This is a genomic window from Mycobacteroides sp. CBMA 271, assembly GCF_009729205.1.
Taxonomy (GTDB): Bacteria; Actinomycetota; Actinomycetes; order Mycobacteriales; family Mycobacteriaceae; genus Mycobacterium.
Map to the genome: position 1 here is coordinate 225,070 of NZ_VTHB01000008.1, position 20,333 is coordinate 245,402.

A 20,333-nucleotide genomic window follows, 5' to 3' on the forward strand; every position below is an offset into this window, starting at 1 on the left:
GACAGCGAACATGCGATCCTCCTCGTCGCTCGTTACCGACCCGGGGAGGCATCCCCGCGCGCAGAATCCCCCACTCATCGCAGGCTCCTCCGTGTTGACGGTGCACATCTCATTGTTACCATCGGTAACTTAGCTCTTGTTACCCGAAGTAACAAGTCGGCTAGGATGTTCCCTCATGGAGACAGGCCCGACGTCCGGCGCAGGATCGCGCCGACCGTGGGGGGAGCGCCACGCGCATCTGCTGGACGCTGCCGAACAGCTGTTCTTCGAACGCGGATTCGCCGCGGTGTCGTTGAGTGACATCGCCCAGGCCGCGGGCGTCACCAAGCCCATCGCCTACCGCCATTTCAAAACCAAGGACGGGGCATACCTGGCCTGTGCCCGGCGAGCCCAAGCCGACTTCGCGCAGGCCCTGGTACAGCGAGCAGATCCCGCGCAGGCAGTGCGGGAGCAGTTCGCCGCCGCCGCCGACCTGTTCTTTGAGCTCTTGGAAACCCATCCGGAGCGATGGGAGCTCATTTACGGCAGCGCGGTGGTGCTACCCGCCGATTCGCGAGAAGAACTCTCCGCGCTGCGGTTGGACAACATCGAGACGACCTACGCACTGATCACCAAGGATCATCCCGACATACCCAAGCTTTTCGCCGAGGGACTCTCACACGCCATGTCCGGGGCAGCTGAACGTCTCGGACATTGGTGGCAATCCCGCCCTGACTTGGAACGCCAACACATGGTCAATATCTACGTCGAGATCTTCTACGCCGCTGTGGCTCCCTATCTCGATTCACCGCAATCGACAATCAAGCGCTGACCAGTACTGCCATCACCCGCCTTCGGTGGCCGGCCCCGCACGGGCCGCCGCCCGTGCCGGGCCAATTCCGAACCGTCCTAGTATCACCGGAACATTCACCGTCACAACAGCATCGAGATCATCCACCACACAGCTCGCCATGGAGGCGCCCATCCGCCGAGTGATCGCCGTCGCCTGCGCACACGCCGGGGCGACGCCGTACAGGGCCCATTGCGCCCCGGCGAGCGCCGACAGATCGGCCGCGGCTTGGGCACGGTGACGCGCCACCACTGCCGATCCGATCGCCACTCCACCGGCCGTCAACGCCAACATCACAGCCATCATCGCCACCGCGACCAGGGTCGCCGAACCGTTGTCAGCTCCCCGGTTCCAGCGCAGACACCGACTCGGCGGCAATCGTGACGGCGGGCAGCAGTCGGCTTGTCGCCGTGACACGCGCCACCACGTAGTCACCGTCACGCCGAACCTCAAGCGTCGCACCGCGCGGCGCGATCCGGCGCGCCACCGAGCGGCCATCGGCCTCGTCGCCGCGCGCCACCAGCCGTGCCGCCTCACGCGAGGCGTCCACACAACGCGCCTGCATCGATACCGCCTGAATTCCCGCCGCACACAGAACCAGCACTGACACCAGCGCCGCGATGCCGAACGCGGCCTCGACCGTGACGGCCCCGGTGTCGTCGGCTAGACGCTGGTGTTGAGTGCGCGAGTGATGATGTTGGTGAGCGCACTGACGATCGAATCCCCGGTGACGACCGTGTAGAGAATCGCCCCGAACGCCGCCGCGGCAATCGTCCCGATGGCGTACTCCACGGTCGACATACCGTCCTCGGACTCGACGACCACCACCATCCGTCGACGAAACATCGTCAACATGTTGTGTATCAATGGATTCCCTCCCTCTTGGACCCGCAGCCATTCCACGGGTCACAGCACACCACTGCTGAACACATCGCGCGCCAACCCCATGACGACCGGCACGATGCCCAGACAGACAAATGACGGCAGAAAACACAACCCCAGTGGCGCACCGATCAGAACGCCGGCACGTTCGGCCGTGGCCACCGCCGAATCCACCGCGTCACGACGGCACTGGACGGCCAACGAAGCAATACCGTCGGCCATGACCGCTCCCGAATCCGCTGATCGCCGCGCCAGTCGGGTGAGCGCTTGGCGCTGCTCACGCCCAGGATCTTCGGTTGCACCATTGTCCGACCACGCTGCCGAAGCCGGCGCGCCCAGCGCAAGCATCTCCCCTGCGCGACTCAAGATTCGGGCCAGCTCGGACGGCGCGGACGGCGCCACCACCAACGCGGCAGCCGCGACCGGCATCCCCGACCGCAGGCAGACACTCAGCACATCGAGGCTGAATGCCATTCCCAACAAACCCTTTTCGGCGATATCCCAATCAGGGACGCTTAGTGGAGAACCCCGCAGCCTGCCACGCGCACGTAAGGCCCCGGGCGCAGTCAGCGTCGCCGCGGCAAGCAATAGCAGGGCGATCGTCATCGCAAAGCCTTCCCGGTGATGCGGTCAGACCACAGCAGACCAACGCACGCCAGCACCACCCCAACGACCAGCAGCGCACCGCCCGCTCCGCCCGAGCACAGCACCGTGAGCGGTTCGGCTCCGATCATCTGCCCCAACCCGATTCCCGCGACCGGGAGGCCGGTCAACACCGCGGCGGTGGCGCGCGGCCCGGCAAGTCCGGCGTTCACACGCGCCGTAAACCGTTGCCTCTCCTGCAGATCCGTCCGGCATGCGTCGAGCAGATCGGCCACGGCGAGACCATGGTGTTCAGCCAACGTCCAACCGCGACTGATTCGATCCCATTGCGATCTTGCCGATCCCAGCGTCGAAGTCACCGGTTCTTGGTTCATCCCCATTCGGGCACGGGCCGCGATGGCCGCGAACGTCTCGCCAGCACTTCCGCCTAGTTCAGCGGCAGTGGCCTCAAATGCGCGGACGGGATGCGCGCCGATCCTCAGTTCACCGACAACGACGTCAAGTCCCGCCTCTAGCGCGCTCAACTCCTCCGAGCTTGCGGACAATCGTCGACGCCGGAGCCATCGCACACTCACCGTCGCGCCGACTACAGCCGTCGCAAGCACCACCGAGAGCGGCAACAACCACACAGCGACCAGCACAGGGGCGCCCATGGGCACCGCCGCCAATTTCGTGTTCCAGCGCTTATGCCCCGTCGCATCCCTCCTCAGGCGTGAGCGTCTCTGGGGCACAATCAGTAACGCCGCCGCGAGCAGTACGAGGGCATGGGGCGTCATTGCGTGTTCCGCGCGATCAACGCGTCCAACTGCGCAGTGCCCGCACAGGCCCGACCGTCGACGTTCCACGCGGGTACCACCCGTGCGATCCCGTCGTCGCCCTTACACACCACGGCGATCTCGGTGAGACGTCGTACATTGCCGAATCTTCTGATATGGCATACGCATTGAATAGCCGCGGCGAACTGAGAGTGCAGCGATGCACGGTCCAAACCGCCCAACGCCCCCAGCGCCTCCAACCTCGCCGGAACCTCCGCCGGAGCGTTCGCGTGGACGGTACCCGCGCCACCATCATGGCCGGTGTTGAGTGCGGTCAGCAGATCGACCACCTCGGCACCTCGCACCTCGCCCACCACGATCCGATCGGGGCGCATCCGTAACGCCTGACGTACCAACTGACGGAGGGTCACCTCCCCCGCCCCTTCGACGTTGACGGCACGCGCGGTCAGTGTGACCACGTGCGGGTGCCGCGGTGCAAGCTCCGCGGCGTCCTCCGCGCAGATGATGCGCTCCGCCGGGTGCACGGCCCCGAGCAGTGCAGATAGCAAGGTGGTCTTACCTGCCCCGGTGCCCCCGGTGACCAGGAACGCCAGTCGCGCTGCCAGTATCCCGCGGAGCAACCTTCCCGCGTCCTCGTCCACGGTGCCATCGTCGATAAGTTGATCTAAACCCTTTGCGGTGGGCCGCAGTACGCGCAGGGACACACATGTACCGCCGATCGCTATCGGCGCAAGCACCGCGTGCAAACGCACTACCGCATGCGGTGGTCCGACGCCGGTCAGCTGTCCATCGACAAAGGGTTGCGCATCGTCGAGGCGACGTCCGACCGCGAGAGCCAATCGTTGCGCGAGGCGACGCACGGCCGCGTCATCGGCGAATCGCACCGTGGTGAGCCGCAGTCCCTGCCCGTCATCCACCCAGACACGGTCGGGTGCGGTCACCAGAACGTCGGTCGTGCCGTCCGCCATCAACAGCGGTTCGAGAATTCCCGCTCCCGACAGTTCGCTCTGGAGCTCCTTGATGCTGTTCAACACATCGCTATCACCAAGTACACCACCGGATTCGGCGCGGATCACGGCCGCCACCGATGTCGGTCGCAACGTCACGTTCTCGGCGGCAAGTCGCTCTCGCACTCGGTCGATCAACGATCCGGTCATGCTGCAACCCCGTTGCCGTCGTGCGAGGCCAACACGAGCACCGACTGCGCGGCGATCGCCAAGGGTGAGCGACGCGATAGCCTCAGGCCGTCGTTATCGAGTCGATTGCCAAGGTTCGGTTCCGGACGCATAGCGGCAATCAGCGGCGCACCAACGATTGCGGCCACCTCGGCCGGGCGTAATCCACTCGGTGCCGGACCGCGAACAAGGACACCGACATTCGGGTTGGTCGCCTGCACCGCAGCGACCACCAGTGCGGCCGATGCGCATGCCCGGACCTCGGCGGGTGTCACCACAACAACCAGATTTGCGCGGTCCAGCGCGACCACACTTGTTGCACCGAGACGTCTCGGGAGGTCGACGACCACCGGCACGCCGGCCTCGCGCGCGCTATCGATCACCCCGCCGATCGCTTCGGCATTTCCGCCGCCGCCCGTCCGATCACCCGATACGACAACAAGTCCGCGGCGATGTGGGAGCGCACGGCGAAGCGCGTCGAAGCTCACCCGACCGCTGCGCATATCGATATCCGGCCATCGCAGACCCTCGACGTCCTCCCAACCGAGCAACAGATCGATTCCACCGCCGTACGGATCGGCGTCCACGAGCAGTGCCCCGCCCGGAGCGCACAGTCCGATCGCGGCACAAAGAACGGATGCGCCGGCACCGCCGCGTCCGCCCACCACCGCTATCACAGCGGCCCGGCCCGGCCCAGTCGACGGCGGTATCGCCGAACATGCCTCGACGAGGCGTTCCTCATCGGCGGGTAGGGCGAGCACCTGCTCGGCACCAACCGTCACCGCTGCGCGCCACACTTCGCTCGTCGGCTCATCCCTGCAGACGAGCAGTACTCGCATCCGGCGCGGCAAACGGGTCACCGCGTCCAGTGAGGCGTCTGTACCGTCGAGAATTACCGCGCCCGCGCGGGCCCATGCCTGTCGGCCAATGGACCCGGCATCGGTAGCGAGAATCAGTGGCCTGCCGATCGCGGCGACGATCCGTTCGATGTCATCACCGAGCCGTCGATCACCGACCGCGACGACAATCGGCTCCCCCTCATGTGCGCTCACAAGCACCACGATCAAGGTTGCGCGGAGCGCGCGCCAGAGCCGTTCCAAAGATTGGGGATGGACGCCAATCTGTGGATAGATCGGGGTGAACCGCAAAAATCGGAGACGAACGTCCCCAGAATAGAGGACGACCCTCGCCAGGGGGGGAGGAGGCGAGGGTCGTCGTGCTTCAGCCCCGGGGGGTCGGGCTGAGACACACTCGGCATAGCCGAGTAACCCCACTATACACACGAACCTGGTGAGGGTGGCAAGACCAAATCGGTCGAAAAATGGAAAGAAAGGCAACCCTTCTTCTGGCACCACTGCGTTACCAGACCACCCAGGCTGAACAGCCACTTTCCAGATGGGCGCAACCGCGCAGCCGCCGAGATCTATCCTCGACGTGTGACCGATCACGCAACGGCACCCGGACCCACTCCTTCATTCGAGGACCGGGATGCCGCGGCCATTAACCCACCCACCGACGCCCCGCCGGCCCCCAGGACGGCGGCCTTCTTCGATCTCGATAAGACGGTGATCGCGAAATCGAGCACCCTTGCCTTCAGCAAGCCCTTCTTCGACCAAGGCCTCATAAATAGACGCGCTGTCCTGAAATCGAGTTATGCACAGTTTTTCTTCTTGCTGTCCGGCGCCGATCACGACCAGATGGATCGCATGCGCACGCACATCACCAACATGTGCATGGGCTGGGATGTCGAGCAGGTGAAGGCGATCGTGGCCGAGACGCTGCACGACATAGTCGACCCGCTGGTGTTCGCCGAAGCAGCCGATCTGATTGCCGATCACAAGCTCTGCGGTCGCGATGTCGTGGTGGTCTCCGCGTCAGGCGAGGAAATCGTCGCCCCCATCGCCCGCGCCCTCGGCGCGACCCATGCCATGGCGACGCGCATGGTTGTCGAGAACGGCAAGTACACAGGCGAAGTCGCGTTCTACTGCTACGGGGAAGGGAAGGTGGCGGCGATCCACGAGCTCGCCAAGCGCGAGGGCTACCCGCTGGAGCACTGCTACGCCTATTCCGATTCGATCACCGATCTTCCGATGCTGGAAACTGTCGGTCACCCGACAGCCGTGAACCCCGACAGGGCGCTACGCAAGGAATCCATGGCCCGCGGGTGGCCGGTGCTGACGTTCTCGCGGCCCGTGTCGCTGGGCGATCGGATACCGGTCCCTTCCGGTGCGGCGGCGGCGACCACGGCCGCCGTCGGCCTGAGCGCCATTGCTGCTGGGGCACTTACCTATTCGTTGATCCGCAAGTTGCGACCGTGATAGTCGACACGTGTCACATTGGAAACGTACGTAACAATGTCATGACTGTAGGGATTACCCCTTGATGTGACCGCCGTCTGAGTGTAGAAAGTAGGTACGGAGCCTGGTAAGGCTAAGGTCGACCCGGAAGAGAAGGATCGATCTCCCGACCTAGGATTCCTAGCACGGACTATGGCACCCACGCGGAGCACGCCGCGACAAGGGCAGAAGCGTTGTGGGCCTGCGTAATTGCGAACAGTGAAGATTCACCAGACTTCTTGGGTGAAGTCCGAGTCAGCAGCGTCGCAAAATCGCCGAGGCCACCCACACAACCCACCTAGCACGCTTGGTAACCGTAGAAATCCGTGCTAGCGGGCGACGAGCCGATTCAATCGGATCGTCGCCCGCTTTTATGTTCGGGTCAGCCCGCCGCCGTATCGGCGATCGACGCTGCCTCAGCCGCGCCGGCGGTTAGTGCCTGACAGCAGAACACTATCCATGCGGCGACGGCCTCGGGGGTGCCCGCTGCGAAAGCAGCCGACAGCTCCCGATATCTCCCGGACTGACGCATCCACATCACCTCAGGAACGCCGAGCGCATGCGGATCCAGACCGCGCGACACCGTCACCAATCGGGCCGCGGCGCGCGCGACGACACCGTCCGCAGAGCCAAACGGACTCAGCACCAACAACTCCCCATGCGTAACTGCGGCGAGAATCGGCGCGGACACCGACGTTCCTCCCGAGATCAGCTGCGCCAACAGTTCCAGCCGATCGGTGTCGACGCCGGGGCGAGGTCGGCCAAGGGTGTCCTCGTCCGCCATGCCGGTCGCGGCCAGCACATGCAGGCGGGCCAGCGCCTGCAATGGCGCGCGCGACCACACCGCGGTCAGCTGCGCCAATGCGTCACCGTCGAGCGCCTGCCCAACACGCAATGCACCGGCCAGTATCGGATCGTCTACCGCGCCATCGGCACTCAGCTTCATCGTGCCGCCGTCCAGCGCCGATGAGGATCTGGCTGCGCGCACGGCGGCCTCGGCCGCCGTCACCGGCCATCCCCGCAGGTTGGCGCGATGGCGGTGGACCTTGCTCAGCGCGTCACGGGCCGCCTCGGCAGCATCGGATACCCCGGGCAGGTCGCCCAACGGTGCGAGTGGGTCAGTCATGGTCGATCAACAGTACTCAACCGCCCTTCGCGCCTCATTGCAGCGCCTTACGCTCCTCACGCCGGATTCGCTGCCGCGCGGGATCCGGCACCGGCACCGCTGCCAACAACCGTTTGGTGTATTCGTCCGTGGGCGCGGTCAATACCTGTTCATCCGAACCGAATTCAGCAAGACGACCATGGTTGAGCACAGCGATCCGGCTCGCTACCAACTCGACCACCGCCAGGTCGTGACTGATGAAAAGACAAGCGAACCCGTACTCGCGTTGCAGTTCACCAAACAGTTCCAGTACCCGCGCCTGCACCGACACGTCCAATGCCGAGGTCGGTTCGTCGGCGATCAGCAGGGTCGGCTCCAGTGCCAAAGCTCGCGCAATACCCACACGCTGTCGCTGCCCTCCGGAAAGCTGGTGGGGGAAGCGGTTTCGCATATTGGCGGGCAACTGCACCTGCTCGAGCAGCGCCTTGACTCTGCTCTCGCGTTGGGCGCGGTCCATCTCGGTGTGCAAGGTCAGCGGCTCGGCGATCGACTGGCCGATCGGCCAGCGCGGATTGAGCGATGATCCCGGATCCTGGAAGACCACCCCCACCTTGCTCCGAATCTCCCGCAGCTGCTTGCGGTTGGCCATCGAAATATCTTGGCCCGCAACACAGATCTTGCCCGCCACGACCTTGAGTAGGCCCACCGCGGCACGCCCAATGGTGGACTTGCCCGATCCCGATTCGCCGACGAGCCCCACCACCTCGCCGCGCCCGACGGCGAAAGACACGTCGTCGATGGCTCTGAAAACGCCGTGCTGCCCGTTATATTCGATGACGGCGTGCTCGACACTCAGCGCCAACTCCGTCGCAGGTACCGAAGGCTCCTCATCGCCCCCCAGAGTCGCACCCAGATGAGGTACCGCTGCCAACAGCTGCCGCGTGTACGGCTGTGTCGCTCGGTGGAAGATGCTCTCGGCATCTCCTTCCTCGACGACCGCGCCGTCCTTCATCACCATGATCCGATCGGCCAAGTCCGCGACCACACCCATGTCGTGGGTAATGAGAATGATGCCCGCGTCGATGCGGTGCCGCAGATCCCGCATCAGATCAAGGATCTCGGCCTGCACCGTCACATCGAGAGCGGTGGTGGGCTCATCGGCGATGAGCAGCCCCGGATCCAGCGCAAGGGCCTGCGCGATCATCGCGCGCTGGCGCTGCCCACCGGAAAGCTGGTGTGGGTAGTGCTTGATCCGTTTCTCCGGTTCCGGCATGTCCACGAGCTCAAGCAACTCGATGGCACGCTCGCGCGCCTGTCTGCGTGTCACTTTCCCGTGCGCCCGAATGGCTTCGGCGATCTGCCAGCCGATGGTGTACACCGGGTTGAGCGCCGTCATTGGCTCCTGGAAGATGACGGCCACATCCTTGCCGCGCACCGCCCGCAGCTCGTCATTGGTGGCACCAAGCAGCTCAACGCCGTTAAGTCTGATGCTGCCGCGCACCCGTGCGGTCGGCGGCAGCAGCGCAGGAACGGCCATCGCGGTAGTCGATTTTCCCGAACCCGACTCGCCGACGATAGCGAGTACCTCACCCCTGGACACCCTCAGCGAGACACCCTTGACCGCGGGAATCCACTGCTTATCGACCTCGAAATCGACCGAGAGATCGCTGATCTCGACCACGGAATCTGTAGACACCTCCACCTACCTTCTCCGTGGATCGAGGGCGTCACGCAACGCGTCGCCGACCATGATGAAGCCGAGTACCGATGCCGAAAGGAACAGCGCAGGAAAGATGACCAGCAGCGGTGTCGTGGCGAACCGCGCCTGTCCGTCATTGATCTGCAGACCCCACGAGATGGCCGGTCGCTGCAATCCGATCCCCATGTACGTCAGCGTCGCTTCCGCAGCGATGAACGTTCCGACGGCGATCGTGGCGTAAACCAGAACCGGGGCCAGCGCATTGGGAAGGATGTGTCGCACCAGGATTCGCCACGTGGACGCTCCCAGCGCAGTGGCCGCCTGCACATAATCACTCTGTTTGATCGTCATCACGCTAGAGCGAACCAGTCGCATGGCCGTCATCCACCCGAACGCAATGAGTGCTCCAGCCACAGAGAACACCGAGCGTTCCGCGACCACGGAGAGCAATATCATCCCGCCGAGAATCATCGGGATACCGAAGAAGACATCGGTCAACCGAGCCAGGATGGAGTCAGCGATCCCGCCGAAGTATCCCGCGACAGCACCCACGATCACACCGATCAACAGCACACCGAACATCGACAGCAGACCGATGGACAGTGATATGCGGGCACCGTAGATCACGTTGGCGTAGTAGTCACAGCCTTGCAGATCGGTACCGAACCAATGAGCGGCGCTAGGACCCTGCCGGGCGACATACAGATCGCATACGCGCGGGTCCTTACCGAAGGCGAAAAGCTGCGGCACTAACGCCATGACGATCAACAGCAGCAACAACGTTGAACCGGTGATGAAGAAGCCGCTGCGGCGCAGGTACTTCCAGGCATTGCTCCACAGGTCGGATTGCTCTACCAGAGTCTCCGCCGCGGCATCGGGTCCCGAGACGGGGACGGCACTGTGCACTGGGTCAGTCATAACGAATCCTCGGGTCCAGCACCGCGTACAGGATGTCGACGATGAGATTAAAGAAGATGTAGAAGAACACGATTAGTGTCAGGATGCTCACCACTACGGCACCCTCCTGATTACGCACCGCGTCGAAGGTGGCACGTCCGAGGCCGGGAATGTTGAACACCGACTCGGTGACGATCGCGCCGGCCAGCAGCGCACCCACATCGGCACCGATGAACGTCACCACCGGAATCAGGCTGTTACGCAACGCATGACGCACCAGGACGCGCGGCTCCGAAACCCCCTTGGCGCGCGCGGTACGGATGTACTCGGCACTCATTGTTTCCAGCAGCGAGGTACGAGTGAGTCGCGCGACATATGCCATGGACAGTGCTGCCAGCACTAGGCCTGGAAGGATAAAGCTGAACCAGCCGTCTCGGATGCCGGCGATGGGGAACCATCCGAGCTTGAATCCGAAGAGGTACTGCGCGAGAAAGCCAAGCACGAACACCGGCATGGAGACCAGCAACGTGGTGCTCACCAGCACAACGTTGTCAAAGAAGGAGCCGCGGCGGATCGCACACAACACGCCCGCGGCGACACCTATGATCGTCTCGAAGATTGCCGCGATCACAGTGAGTCGCAACGTCACTGGTAGTCGCTGTTCTATCGTTGCGGACACCGGACGCCCCGCGAAGTCGGTGCCGAAGTCACCCTGCAGAAAGCCCCAAACGTACTTGCCGTACTGCACGAGCAGCGGATCGTTGAGGTGGAAGCGTTCACGCAACTCGGCCATGACCTGTGGAGTAAAAGGCCTGTCCCCGGCGAGCGCGCGGATGGGGTCACCCGGCAGCCAGTAGACCATCACGAAGATCAGCAGCGAGGTGCCGATGAGTACCGGAACGGCCAACAGCGTTCGTTTAATGACATAGCGGAAGAGGCCGGAGTGCGTCCATAAGCGGCCGAGGAACATAGCGTCGTCGACGACCGGAATCGCGTCGCTGACCCCGCGAGTATCGACGCCCTTGATCAACCATCGAGGCCACTTCCCGCCGGTCATTGGGCGACCTCCACATCCGCCCATTCGATGCAGTCCTGGATGTTGATCTTCACGTTACTCACTCGCTTGGAATGCACGGCCTGATTCACGCCATAGAAGAGCGGAGCAGCAGGAAAGTCCTTGAACAGCAGGTCTTCCGCCTTTTGGTAGCCCGTTGTAGCTTCCTCGATCGTGTGGGCGTTGTTGCTTTCGCGAAGCAGGCGATCGAAGACGGGGTTGCTGTAGTAGGTGTGGTTGGAACCGCGCGGCGGCAAGGAGCCTGTCCCGTAGAGCGAGTCTAGAAAATTGTAGATAGACGGGTAATCCATGACCCACCCATCCCGAAAGGGCCCCGTCATGCCCTTCTGATCCTGTAACGGGAGAATCTGAGAGAAGGCCAGGGACTTGAGCCGATACGAGAGACCCAGGTTGGTCTGCAACTGGTTACCGATCGCTTGCATCCAGTTCTCATGCCCCGCACCAGAATTGAACCATAGCTCGACAGGTCTGCTTCGGTCGAAGCCCGCCTCGTCAAGCAACTTCTTGGCCTTGTCGACGTGCAGCTCGCACAGTTCGCCACAGGCACCCTTTCGGAAGCCGTAGAGCACAGGCGATCCGTAGGACGAGGCAGGCATCTGAGTGCCCGAGAAGATCACCCGAGTGATAGCCTCGCGGTCGATTGCCATCGAAATCGCCTTCCGCACACGCGAATCTGCATAACGCGGGTCGTACAGAGGGAACCCCAGTGACGTGATATCCGGCCGCGGGCGCTCTAGATACGCAGATCCGAATTCAGCCTTGGCGTTCTCATACGCGTCCTCGGGCAGGTCCAGCAGAATATCGAGTGAGCCCGCCTGCATATCGGTATACGCGGTGCGATTCTCGGTATACACACGGAACTGAATCCCCTTGGCCTTTGCCTTGTTTGGTCCGACGTAGCCGTCGTACCGGCTCAGACTGAATCCGACGCCGCGTACCCAGTCTCCGTCTGCCTTAAAGGGACCATTGCCGACGGGTCGGCGGCCAAATGCCACCGGGTCGCGGTAGAACACTTTCGGGAGCGGGTAAAACGCGGTGTACCCCAAGGTCAGCGGGTAGATCGCGAATGGCGTATTGAGCCTCACGGTGAAGGTTACGTCGTCGACCACCCGTAGGCCCCGCATCGTCGTGGCCGCGGCCGGACTGTCCTTGTCCCCCTGGACGTCTTCGTACCCATCGATGTTGGCGAAGAAGCTCGATGCGCCGAGGGCGTTGATACTGGCCGCCGAATAATTCCAGGCATCTACGAACGAGGAAGCCGTCACCGCCTCGCCATCGTGAAAGGTCCACCCCGGCTTGAGCTTGACCGTCCAGTTCACGTTGTCCGAGCTCGTCACGGACTCGGCCAGCCCGGTGTATTCGAGAGCAGCGTTGTCGCGGTTGTATTCGACTAACGGCGTGTATAGCGCTTGCTGGATTCGGGCGCCCTGGTTTTCCGTGGTGTTTCCCGGGATGAGCGGGTTGCGCGGTTCCGTGATGTAGGCACTGAAGTAACCGGGCGGCGCCGGAGTCACCAGGTCCCCGCAGCCCGCGGGCAAGAGCGCGGCAACGCCGACAAGCAACGCGACGGCCAGTCGGCGGAACCTCATCCTCGCCCTCTCTTCGGTTGCTGAATTAGGTAGGACGACCATAGGCGGGGAAGACGCGTGTGTCTCTCCATCGACACACCCGCGAGCCGGATCTGGACGGCCGCACCAATTACTTCTCGGTAACCAAGAACGCCCACTAGGCTTTGTCCCGGACCGGTTGAGGGCAGAAAGGCCAGATCAGATGACCGAAATCAGCACTGAGCCGGATAGCTATCCCCCGTCGCCGGAATTCGTGGCGACAGCGAACGCAACTCCCGACCTCTATCAGGCGGCCGAGGAGGACCGGCTCGGGTTTTGGGCACAACAGGCAGGCCGCCTGCACTGGGACGAGCCCTTCAACGAGGTCCTCGACTGGTCCGACGCACCGTTCGCGAAGTGGTTCGTCGACGGCAAGCTCAACGTCTCGTACAACTGCGTGGACCGACACGTGGAGGCCGGCAACGGAGACCGCGTCGCCATCCATTGGGAGGGCGAACCCGGTGACACCCGCACCATCACCTATAACGACCTGCTGGCAGAGGTCAGCCAGGCCGCCAACTATCTGACCGAACTCGGACTGGTTTCCGGTGACCGGGTCGCCATCTACATGCCGATGCTGCCCGAGGCCATCGTGGCGATGCTGGCCTGCGCGCGCCTTGGGCTGATGCATTCGGTCGTCTTCGCTGGATTTTCGGCGGCAGCGCTTCGCGCACGCATCGACGACGCCCAAGCCAAGCTGGTCATCACTTCCGACGGTCAGTGGCGCCGGGGTACCGCCGCGCCCTTGAAAGCCGCTGTGGACGAGGCACTGGCGGGGGAACCCAGCTCTGTAGAACACGTTCTGGTGGTGCGCCGCACCGAGATTCCCGTCGAATGGACCGAGGGGCGTGACCTCTGGTGGCACAAGACGGTCAACACGGCCAGCATCACGCACACGCCGCAGCCATTCGACTCCGAGCATCCACTATTCCTGCTGTACACCTCGGGAACCACCGGCAAGCCCAAGGGCATCGTGCACACCTCGGGCGGCTTCCTGACGCAGACTTCCTACACGCACTTCAACATCTTCGACCTCAAGCCGGAGACCGATGTGTATTGGTGCACAGCCGATATCGGCTGGGTCACCGGCCATACCTACATTGTGTACGGCCCGCTCTCCAATGGCGCCACTCAAGTGGTCTACGAGGGCACACCCACCTCCCCGAACGAGCATCGGCACTTTGAGATCATCGAAAAGTACGGCGTCACCATCTATTACATCGCCCCCACACTGGTGCGGACATTCATGAAGTGGGGCCGCGAGATCCCGTTAGCGCACGATCTGTCCAGCCTGCGACTGCTCGGCAGCGTCGGTGAACCGATCAACCCGGAGGCGTGGCGCTGGTACCGCGAGGTCATCGGCGGCAATCGCACCCCCATCGTCGACACCTGGTGGCAGACCGAGACCGGTTCGGCGATGATTTCCCCGCTGCCCGGGGTCACCGATGCCAAACCGGGTTCCGCGATGCGCGCCCTGCCCGGTATCTCGGCGAAAATCGTTGACGAGGACGGGAATCGGCTCGAACCCGCCCACAGCGACGAACCCGTCACCGGGTACCTGGTGCTCGATCAACCGTGGCCGTCGATGCTGCGCGGTATCTGGGGCGACCCAGAGCGGTTCAAGGAGACCTACTGGTCCCGCTACGCCGAGAAGGGCTGGTACTTCGCCGGCGACGGCGCGCGTTATGACAGCGACGGCGCCATCTGGGTGCTCGGTCGCATCGACGACGTCATGAACATCTCCGGTCACCGAATCTCTACCGCCGAAGTGGAATCCGCGCTCGTCGGGTACGAAGGGGTAGCCGAGGCCGCCGTCGTCGGCGCCTCCGACGAGACGACGGGTCAGGCGATCGTGGCGTTCGTGATCCTGAAGTCCAGCCATACCGTCGAAGGAGACGAGCTCGTCTCACACCTGAAAGCACAAGTATCCAAAGAGATCTCGCCCATCGCCAAGCCCCGCGAAATTCACGTGGTGCCCGAGCTGCCCAAGACCCGCAGCGGCAAGATCATGCGCCGGCTGCTTCGGGATGTGGCCGAGGGACGCGAACTGGGTGACACCTCAACCCTGGTGGACCCCAGCGTCTTCGAGGCGATCCGCGCCAGCAAGTAGGGCCACGCGCGACACGCCGTGTCGACGGAACTAGGGAGTGGGCGTGTATCCCATTCCGGCGGTGCGGTTCTTGGCGTTGATATCGGCCAGCACGGTGTTGATCGAGTACGTGGTCGTCGGCGTGTGCAGCGGGATGTACTTGACGATGCACACCGGCAGCTTGGTAGCGGCCCCGTGAATCATGCCCACCAGCTGTCCGTTGACGGTGACCGGCGCCCCTGAGTCGCCCGGCTGCCCGCAGACCTGGTTGATGAACGTGCCGGGCTCTGCGCCGGCACCGAAGGTGACACCGCAGGAGTTACCGGTGGTACGCCCCAGTTTGCAGGCGATGTCGCCGGGCTGCGGGTCCGGCCCGATTCCGGTGATCGCGAATCCCTTGTAGGTGGAGACTGGATTCACCTTCTCCGGGTCAAACTGGATGGTCGCGTAGTCGTACTGCTCGTTGCCGTTGACGAACTTTCCGAGCACGCCCTTCTTCGGATAGTCCTCCGCGGCCACCTGAGAACCGGCGCCGCCGCAGTGGGCCGAGGTGAAGCCCACCAGATTGCCCTTGTTGTCATGCCCGATCGTTGTCAGCGTGCACAGAGTGTCGCCGTTGATGATCAGCCCGGAGCCGCCGCCCATCGGCACCTTGTCGTCGGCACCCGCTGCGGGAGCTGCGCCGGCCGGGATGGCACCGGCAACGAGGCCGAACAGCACCATCAGGACCGTCAGTCCATAGCGCCCAGGTGACCTCATTGACCGTGCCCAACGCTCCTCGCGCAAGCGGCTCATCGCAGCAGCCTTTCTCATACCGGCCGCATCTCTCCCCCGTCGGCCACACCTGCAGCCCATTCTAAGCAATATTCACATTGGTCACTCCTGTCACAGACCTATCGATTGGGTAACGACATCGCCGCACAGGGAGCCGCCCGGAGCGAAACCACACCGACATCGCGGCACTCCTGCCCAACGTGGCAACATAGGCCGCACCACATCACACCGGACCCGCGAGGGACACGGAGGGAGCAGAGTGAGCAGCCCTGGAAGCCGCAACTACCGCACGGACAGCAATGGTGTTCCGATCACCGTCGCCGCCATCCCCCTGTCCGATCCGCATGCCACCGGCACCGGCGAGCCCACCATCGGCAATCTGGTCCGCGATGCCACCACACAGGTTTCCGCGCTGGTCCGTGCCGAAGTGGAGCTCGCCCGCTCCGAGGTGGTGCGTGATGTCAAGAAGGGCCTGGCGGGCAGCATCTTCTTCATCGCGGCTCTCGTGGTGCTGTTCTATTCGACGTTCTTCTTCTTCTTTTTCGCCGCGGAGGTGCTCAAAGTCTGGCTGCCGGCCTGGGCCGCCTACCTGATCATCTTCGCCGCGATGGTGTTCGTCGCGATCCTCGCGGTACTAATCGGATATCTCCAGGTCAGGCGCATTCGCGGACCCCAGGCGACCATTGAGAGCGTCAAGGAAACACGGACCGTCTTCACCTCGCGAGACGACGAGTCACCCGCGCTGACCAAGTCGGCCAAGCCTGCAGACCCGTCGGGCTGGTAGCTGGATCCGTCGGCTCGATACCGGCACACCCATGCTGTTCGACCAAACGGCGCGCCACCCTGACCCGTCCATTGTCCGCATCGTCGGGCCGTGGCGTCATTTCGATGTGCACGCCAACGGCATTCGGTTTCACGTGGTCGAAGCCGATAACAATGACCGCGCCGGCCCATCCAACACACCTGCCACCAGCAGGCCGCTCGTATTGCTGCTGCACGGATTCGGTTCCTTCTGGTGGTCCTGGCGCCATCAGCTCCGCGAGCTGAACGATGCCCGGGTAGTCGCGGTCGATCTGCGCGGCTACGGCGGAAGCGACAAGCCCCCACGCGGATACGACGGCTGGACGCTCGCCGGAGACACCGCCGGGTTGATCCGCGCCTTGGGACACACCTCGGCCACACTCGTCGGACATGCCGAGGGTGGGCTGGTCTGCTGGGCCACCGCGAACCTGCATCCGCGTCTCGTGGACGCCATCGCCGTGGTGAGCTCGCCCCATCCGATCGCGTTGCGTGCCTCCACATTCCGGGGAACCGGGCAGGGCGGCGCGCTGCTGCCCTCGCTGCTGCGCTACCAGGTGCCGATCCTGCCCGAACGCACCCTGCTGCGCCATCACGGTGCCGAACTGGAACGCTTGGTGCGGGCGCGGGCGGGCGCGCAATGGACCACCACCGACGATTTCGCCGAGACCGTAAGGCAACTGCGTACTGCGATCGCCATCCCTGGGGTGGCCCATTGCACGCTGGAGTACCAACGGTGGGCGGTGCGCAGCCAATTGCGCAGCGAAGGTTGGCGATTCATGCGGTCGATGGATCGCCAACTGGCCGTCCCGCTGCTGCACATGCGCGGAGATGCCGACCCGTACGTGCTCACCGATCCGGTGCAACGGTCACTGCCGTACGCACCCGATGGGCAATTCGTATCGCTACGCGGGGTCGGCCATTACGGCCACGAGGAAGACCCCTCGGCCGTCAACGAATACCTACGGAGCTTTATTGGGCGCCGGTGACTGCGGCCCGTTGACGTGCTGCTCCGGCGTCTTGTTGGCCTCCGGCGCTGAGACGCAGGTGCCAGTGCTGACGGGCTCGCCGAGCCCCGCCTTGGCGAGCTGATCCTTGACCTGCTTGGCGGTCAGCGCGAATCCGGTGTCGTCATCATCGATGGCGGCTCCGAAGACCACACCGAGCACGCGGCCTTCCGTGTCGATCAACGGACCGCCCGAATTGCCTTGCAGCACCGAACCCCTGATGGTGTACACCTCGCGGGTAACCGTACTGGCACGGTAGATATCCGGTCCGTTCAGCTCAATGATCTCGCGTATGCGCGCCGGTGTCGCCTTGTAATCCCCTCCACCGGGATACCCCAGCACAATCGCGTCGTCACCGGTCTTGGCAGGATTGGGCGCGAACACCAGTGGCGCGGCGGGCATATCGGGAACCGCGAGGATCGAGATATCCGCGTTGGGATCGTAGGCCACCACGGAGGCCTCGAAGGTCTGCCCTGCCGACTCGACGGTGACGCTGTTCGTGCCCGCGACCACGTGCGCGTTCGACATCACCCGGTGCGGGGCGATCACGAATCCAGTTCCCTCAAGCGACTTTAGACAGCTACGGGCCACACCCTTGATCTTGACGACGCTGGGCTCGGCTCCGCGCACCACCGGCCCGTTCGCCAGTGCAGGGTCGGGTGCGTCTACCGCGGCGATCGGGGTCTTGCCGAACGGCTGCAGCACGCTGGGCAGTCCGGAGGTATCCAGCAGCTTCGACAGGTCGTTGGGGACCTTGCGGAGTTGGTCGGGGGCGTACTTGTCGACCTGGCTGAGTACCTTCGATTCACGTGCTGCCGCAGAGATATTCGGCTGGTTGGAGCTTTGCATCGGGATGGACAGCAGCCACGCGGCAACCAACACGGCCGCCACCTGCAGGACTACCCCCACCGTCGAATCCGCGGCACGCACCGCCCGGTTCCTGATGGCGCCGCGCATAGCCCGGCCCAACACCACGCCCGCAACCTCGCCGATGACGACCAACACCAGGATGAGCAGCAGCGAGGCGAACAGTTTGGTGCGCGCCCCTTCGAGACTGGCCACCACATGCGGTGCCAGCATGATCCCAGCCACCGCGCCCAGAATCACGCCGACGAAGGACATGAGGGAACCCAGTGCGCCGGAGCGCCATCCGGATACCGCGGCGATAAAGGCGACGGCGACGACACCGATATCGAGCCACTGCGATGGATTCAGATTCATACCGACCCTCCCAGGTGCTCGGCCAGCAGCTCATCAAGATCACGAAGGTTACGAGTGTCCCACGGTCGCGCCCAGCCAGAAACCTCCAGCATCGCCGAGATGATCTGTCCGGTGAACCCCCAGACCAGCATCCCTGGCAGCAGAAAGGCCGGCCCGCTGTACCTGATGCCAAATGTCTTCTTACTCACCATGATTCGATTTGCCGGGTCGACGAGGTCACCGATTTTGACTCGCGACACCTCGGCGGTCTCACCCGGATCGACGGCAAGTACCGGACCAGGGTCGGCCGAGTAGGCCAGCACCGGTGAGACGTGGAAGCCCGACGGCGGGATGAACAGCGGGTCCATCACGGTGAGCGGGTGTACACGTCCGGGATCCAGCCCCGTCTCCTCGTGAGCCTCGCGCAACGCCGTCCCGACCGGTCCCCCGTCACCCGGGTCGGTCGCGCCGCCGGGGAACGACACCTGGCCGCTGTGCTGGCGCAGGGTCGAGGCGCGCACTGTCAGCAGCAGATCGGCCTCCGCCGGGTCAGTCACGTTGCCGTCGGCCGACACCAACACCAACACGGCTGCCGGTCGCCCCGAGGACGAGAACTTACGAGCCTGGAGCACCGCCTTCATCGCGGGGTGCACGCCGCGGCCGTAGATATCGTTGACCCCCGCGGCGTTGTCCACCAGCGGTCGCATCCAATCGGGGGCGGCGCCGGGCGCCAACGGAGCCGTGCTCAATCCTCTGCGCGCAAGCGGCTCATCGGTGTTTGACTCTCTTCGCGCAAGCGGCTCATCGGAAGTCACCACCTAGAACTCCACTCCCAACGCTTGTCGCACCTCGGCACCGATCTCATCCGCCGAAGTGAACGAACGCGGTAGCACTCGGGCAACGCTACCGTCCGCGCGGATCAAAATGGTCGTGGGCATGACATTCGGCGTTCGCAGCGCGGCCGCGATCCGTCGGGCGCCGTCCTGCAGCATCGGCAACGCGACGTGAAGTTCAGCCAGGCGGGCAATGCCGGCCGCCTCGTTCTCGTCCTGGTGCACCGTGACAACGGTGAGCTTGTCGCCGGCTCGCCGCTGCAATTCGGCCATAGCGGGGAGTTCATCGGCGCAGGGTCCGCACCAATACGCCCACAGGTTCAGCACCACGGCGCGGCCCGCCAACGCCGGTCCGACCTGCACCGTGGATCCGTCCGCGGCGCACTCCAAGGAGATCGTCGCCAGTTCGGGCGGGCCCGCTGGGCCCTCCGCGCGTGGGCACGGCGGCAGTTGCGCCTGCCTGCGCAGCGGCGCGAGTGCCTCCGGGGTGTCGGCATCTCTGTGTTCCCGGGCAGCGACGGGTTCCTGATCGCTCGGGCCCGCCGGTCGCTGCCGGTCCCGTTGTTGCAGCAGCATGACCGCGATCAGCGCGGCGACCAGCACCACTCCGACCAGCGTCCACCGCGCTCCAGTGGTGAGCCGTGCCAC

21 protein-coding genes are annotated in these 20,333 nt (G+C 64.1%); 5 read left to right on the forward strand and 16 right to left on the reverse strand.

Going from position 1 to position 20,333, the window contains the following annotated elements; all coding sequences use genetic code 11:
• Positions 1-175 precede the first annotated feature (175 nt).
• Positions 176-811, forward strand: a complete 636-nt coding sequence (locus tag FZI91_RS21100) for a TetR/AcrR family transcriptional regulator (RefSeq protein ID WP_155941050.1) — start codon at positions 176-178, stop codon at positions 809-811.
• A 12-nt stretch (positions 812-823) separates the two neighbouring features.
• Here the strand turns inward: FZI91_RS21100 and FZI91_RS24055 are convergent, their stop codons facing one another.
• The 7 genes from FZI91_RS24055 to ssd are packed head-to-tail and all read right to left on the reverse strand — an operon-like array spanning position 824 to position 5,317.
• Positions 824-1,246, reverse strand: a complete 423-nt coding sequence (locus FZI91_RS24055) for an Rv3654c family TadE-like protein (RefSeq protein ID WP_309224196.1) — start codon at positions 1,244-1,246, stop codon at positions 824-826.
• Complete coding sequence (locus FZI91_RS24060) at positions 1,167-1,451, reverse strand: TadE family type IV pilus minor pilin (protein ID WP_309224201.1); 285 nt, start codon at positions 1,449-1,451, stop codon at positions 1,167-1,169. The genes FZI91_RS24055 and FZI91_RS24060 overlap by 80 nt, the downstream gene beginning before the upstream one ends.
• A 41-nt stretch (positions 1,452-1,492) precedes the next feature.
• Positions 1,493-1,684, reverse strand: coding sequence for a DUF4244 domain-containing protein (locus FZI91_RS21110; RefSeq protein WP_162526632.1), 192 nt, complete (start codon positions 1,682-1,684; stop codon positions 1,493-1,495).
• Between the two features lie 51 nt (positions 1,685-1,735).
• Positions 1,736-2,317, reverse strand: coding sequence for a type II secretion system F family protein (locus FZI91_RS21115; protein ID WP_155941052.1), 582 nt, complete (start codon positions 2,315-2,317; stop codon positions 1,736-1,738).
• Entirely contained in the window at positions 2,314-3,090 is a 777-nt protein-coding gene (locus FZI91_RS21120) for a type II secretion system F family protein (protein ID WP_155941053.1), read from the reverse strand. Before FZI91_RS21120 ends, FZI91_RS21115 begins: the two co-directional genes overlap by 4 nt.
• The gene (locus FZI91_RS21125) at positions 3,087-4,247 is read right to left on the reverse strand and encodes a TadA family conjugal transfer-associated ATPase (RefSeq protein WP_155941054.1); all 1,161 of its coding nucleotides are present in this window, start codon (positions 4,245-4,247) and stop codon (positions 3,087-3,089) included. Before FZI91_RS21125 ends, FZI91_RS21120 begins: the two co-directional genes overlap by 4 nt.
• The gene (ssd, locus tag FZI91_RS21130) at positions 4,244-5,317 is read right to left on the reverse strand and encodes a septum site-determining protein Ssd (protein ID WP_162526633.1); all 1,074 of its coding nucleotides are present in this window, start codon (positions 5,315-5,317) and stop codon (positions 4,244-4,246) included. The genes FZI91_RS21125 and ssd overlap by 4 nt, the downstream gene beginning before the upstream one ends.
• A 384-nt stretch (positions 5,318-5,701) precedes the next feature.
• Here ssd and FZI91_RS21135 point away from each other — a divergent pair, with 384 nt between their 5' ends.
• Positions 5,702-6,583, forward strand: coding sequence for an HAD-IB family hydrolase (locus FZI91_RS21135; RefSeq protein ID WP_162526634.1), 882 nt, complete (start codon positions 5,702-5,704; stop codon positions 6,581-6,583).
• A 400-nt stretch (positions 6,584-6,983) separates the two neighbouring features.
• Here the strand turns inward: FZI91_RS21135 and FZI91_RS21140 are convergent, their stop codons facing one another.
• The 5 genes from FZI91_RS21140 to FZI91_RS21160 all read right to left on the reverse strand — a co-directional run bounded on the left by FZI91_RS21140 (position 6,984) and on the right by FZI91_RS21160 (position 12,966).
• The gene (locus FZI91_RS21140; RefSeq protein WP_155941056.1) at positions 6,984-7,727 is read right to left on the reverse strand and encodes an oxidoreductase; all 744 of its coding nucleotides are present in this window, start codon (positions 7,725-7,727) and stop codon (positions 6,984-6,986) included.
• 34 nt (positions 7,728-7,761) lie between these two features.
• Complete coding sequence (locus FZI91_RS21145; RefSeq protein WP_162526660.1) at positions 7,762-9,387, reverse strand: ABC transporter ATP-binding protein; 1,626 nt, start codon at positions 9,385-9,387, stop codon at positions 7,762-7,764.
• Between the two features lie 21 nt (positions 9,388-9,408).
• Complete coding sequence (locus FZI91_RS21150; RefSeq protein ID WP_155941057.1) at positions 9,409-10,323, reverse strand: ABC transporter permease; 915 nt, start codon at positions 10,321-10,323, stop codon at positions 9,409-9,411.
• Complete coding sequence (locus tag FZI91_RS21155) at positions 10,316-11,272, reverse strand: ABC transporter permease (RefSeq protein ID WP_155941194.1); 957 nt, start codon at positions 11,270-11,272, stop codon at positions 10,316-10,318. Before FZI91_RS21155 ends, FZI91_RS21150 begins: the two co-directional genes overlap by 8 nt.
• Before the next feature lie 83 nt (positions 11,273-11,355).
• Positions 11,356-12,966: an ABC transporter substrate-binding protein gene (locus FZI91_RS21160; protein WP_155941058.1), complete on the reverse strand. Its 1,611-nt coding sequence runs from the start codon at positions 12,964-12,966 to the stop codon at positions 11,356-11,358.
• 181 nt (positions 12,967-13,147) lie between these two features.
• Between FZI91_RS21160 and acs the strand changes: the two genes are divergently transcribed.
• Entirely contained in the window at positions 13,148-15,094 is a 1,947-nt protein-coding gene (gene acs / locus FZI91_RS21165; protein ID WP_155941059.1) for an acetate--CoA ligase, read from the forward strand.
• A gap of 30 nt (positions 15,095-15,124) precedes the next feature.
• Here acs and FZI91_RS21170 read toward each other — a convergent pair whose 3' ends face one another.
• Positions 15,125-15,832: a serine protease gene (locus FZI91_RS21170; RefSeq protein ID WP_155941195.1), complete on the reverse strand. Its 708-nt coding sequence runs from the start codon at positions 15,830-15,832 to the stop codon at positions 15,125-15,127.
• Between the two features lie 274 nt (positions 15,833-16,106).
• Here FZI91_RS21170 and FZI91_RS21175 point away from each other — a divergent pair, with 274 nt between their 5' ends.
• Together FZI91_RS21175 and FZI91_RS21180 are read left to right on the forward strand one after the other, a co-directional pair.
• Complete coding sequence (locus FZI91_RS21175) at positions 16,107-16,631, forward strand: phage holin family protein (RefSeq protein WP_162526635.1); 525 nt, start codon at positions 16,107-16,109, stop codon at positions 16,629-16,631.
• A gap of 31 nt (positions 16,632-16,662) precedes the next feature.
• On the forward strand, positions 16,663-17,634 hold the full coding sequence (locus FZI91_RS21180; RefSeq protein WP_155941060.1) for an alpha/beta fold hydrolase: 972 nt from the start codon (positions 16,663-16,665) through the stop codon (positions 17,632-17,634).
• Here FZI91_RS21180 and marP read toward each other — a convergent pair.
• The 3 genes from marP to FZI91_RS21195 all read right to left on the reverse strand — a co-directional run bounded on the left by marP (position 17,608) and on the right by FZI91_RS21195 (position 20,333).
• Positions 17,608-18,873, reverse strand: coding sequence for an acid resistance serine protease MarP (gene marP / locus FZI91_RS21185; protein ID WP_155941061.1), 1,266 nt, complete (start codon positions 18,871-18,873; stop codon positions 17,608-17,610). The genes FZI91_RS21180 and marP overlap by 27 nt on opposite strands.
• A complete protein-coding gene (locus tag FZI91_RS21190) occupies positions 18,870-19,559 on the reverse strand; it encodes a CoA pyrophosphatase (protein ID WP_239001945.1) in 690 nt (229 codons plus the stop codon). The genes marP and FZI91_RS21190 overlap by 4 nt, the downstream gene beginning before the upstream one ends.
• Before the next feature lie 111 nt (positions 19,560-19,670).
• Positions 19,671-20,333 (reverse strand): TlpA disulfide reductase family protein, encoded by a 663-nt coding sequence (locus FZI91_RS21195; RefSeq protein WP_162526636.1) that lies wholly within the window; start codon positions 20,331-20,333, stop codon positions 19,671-19,673.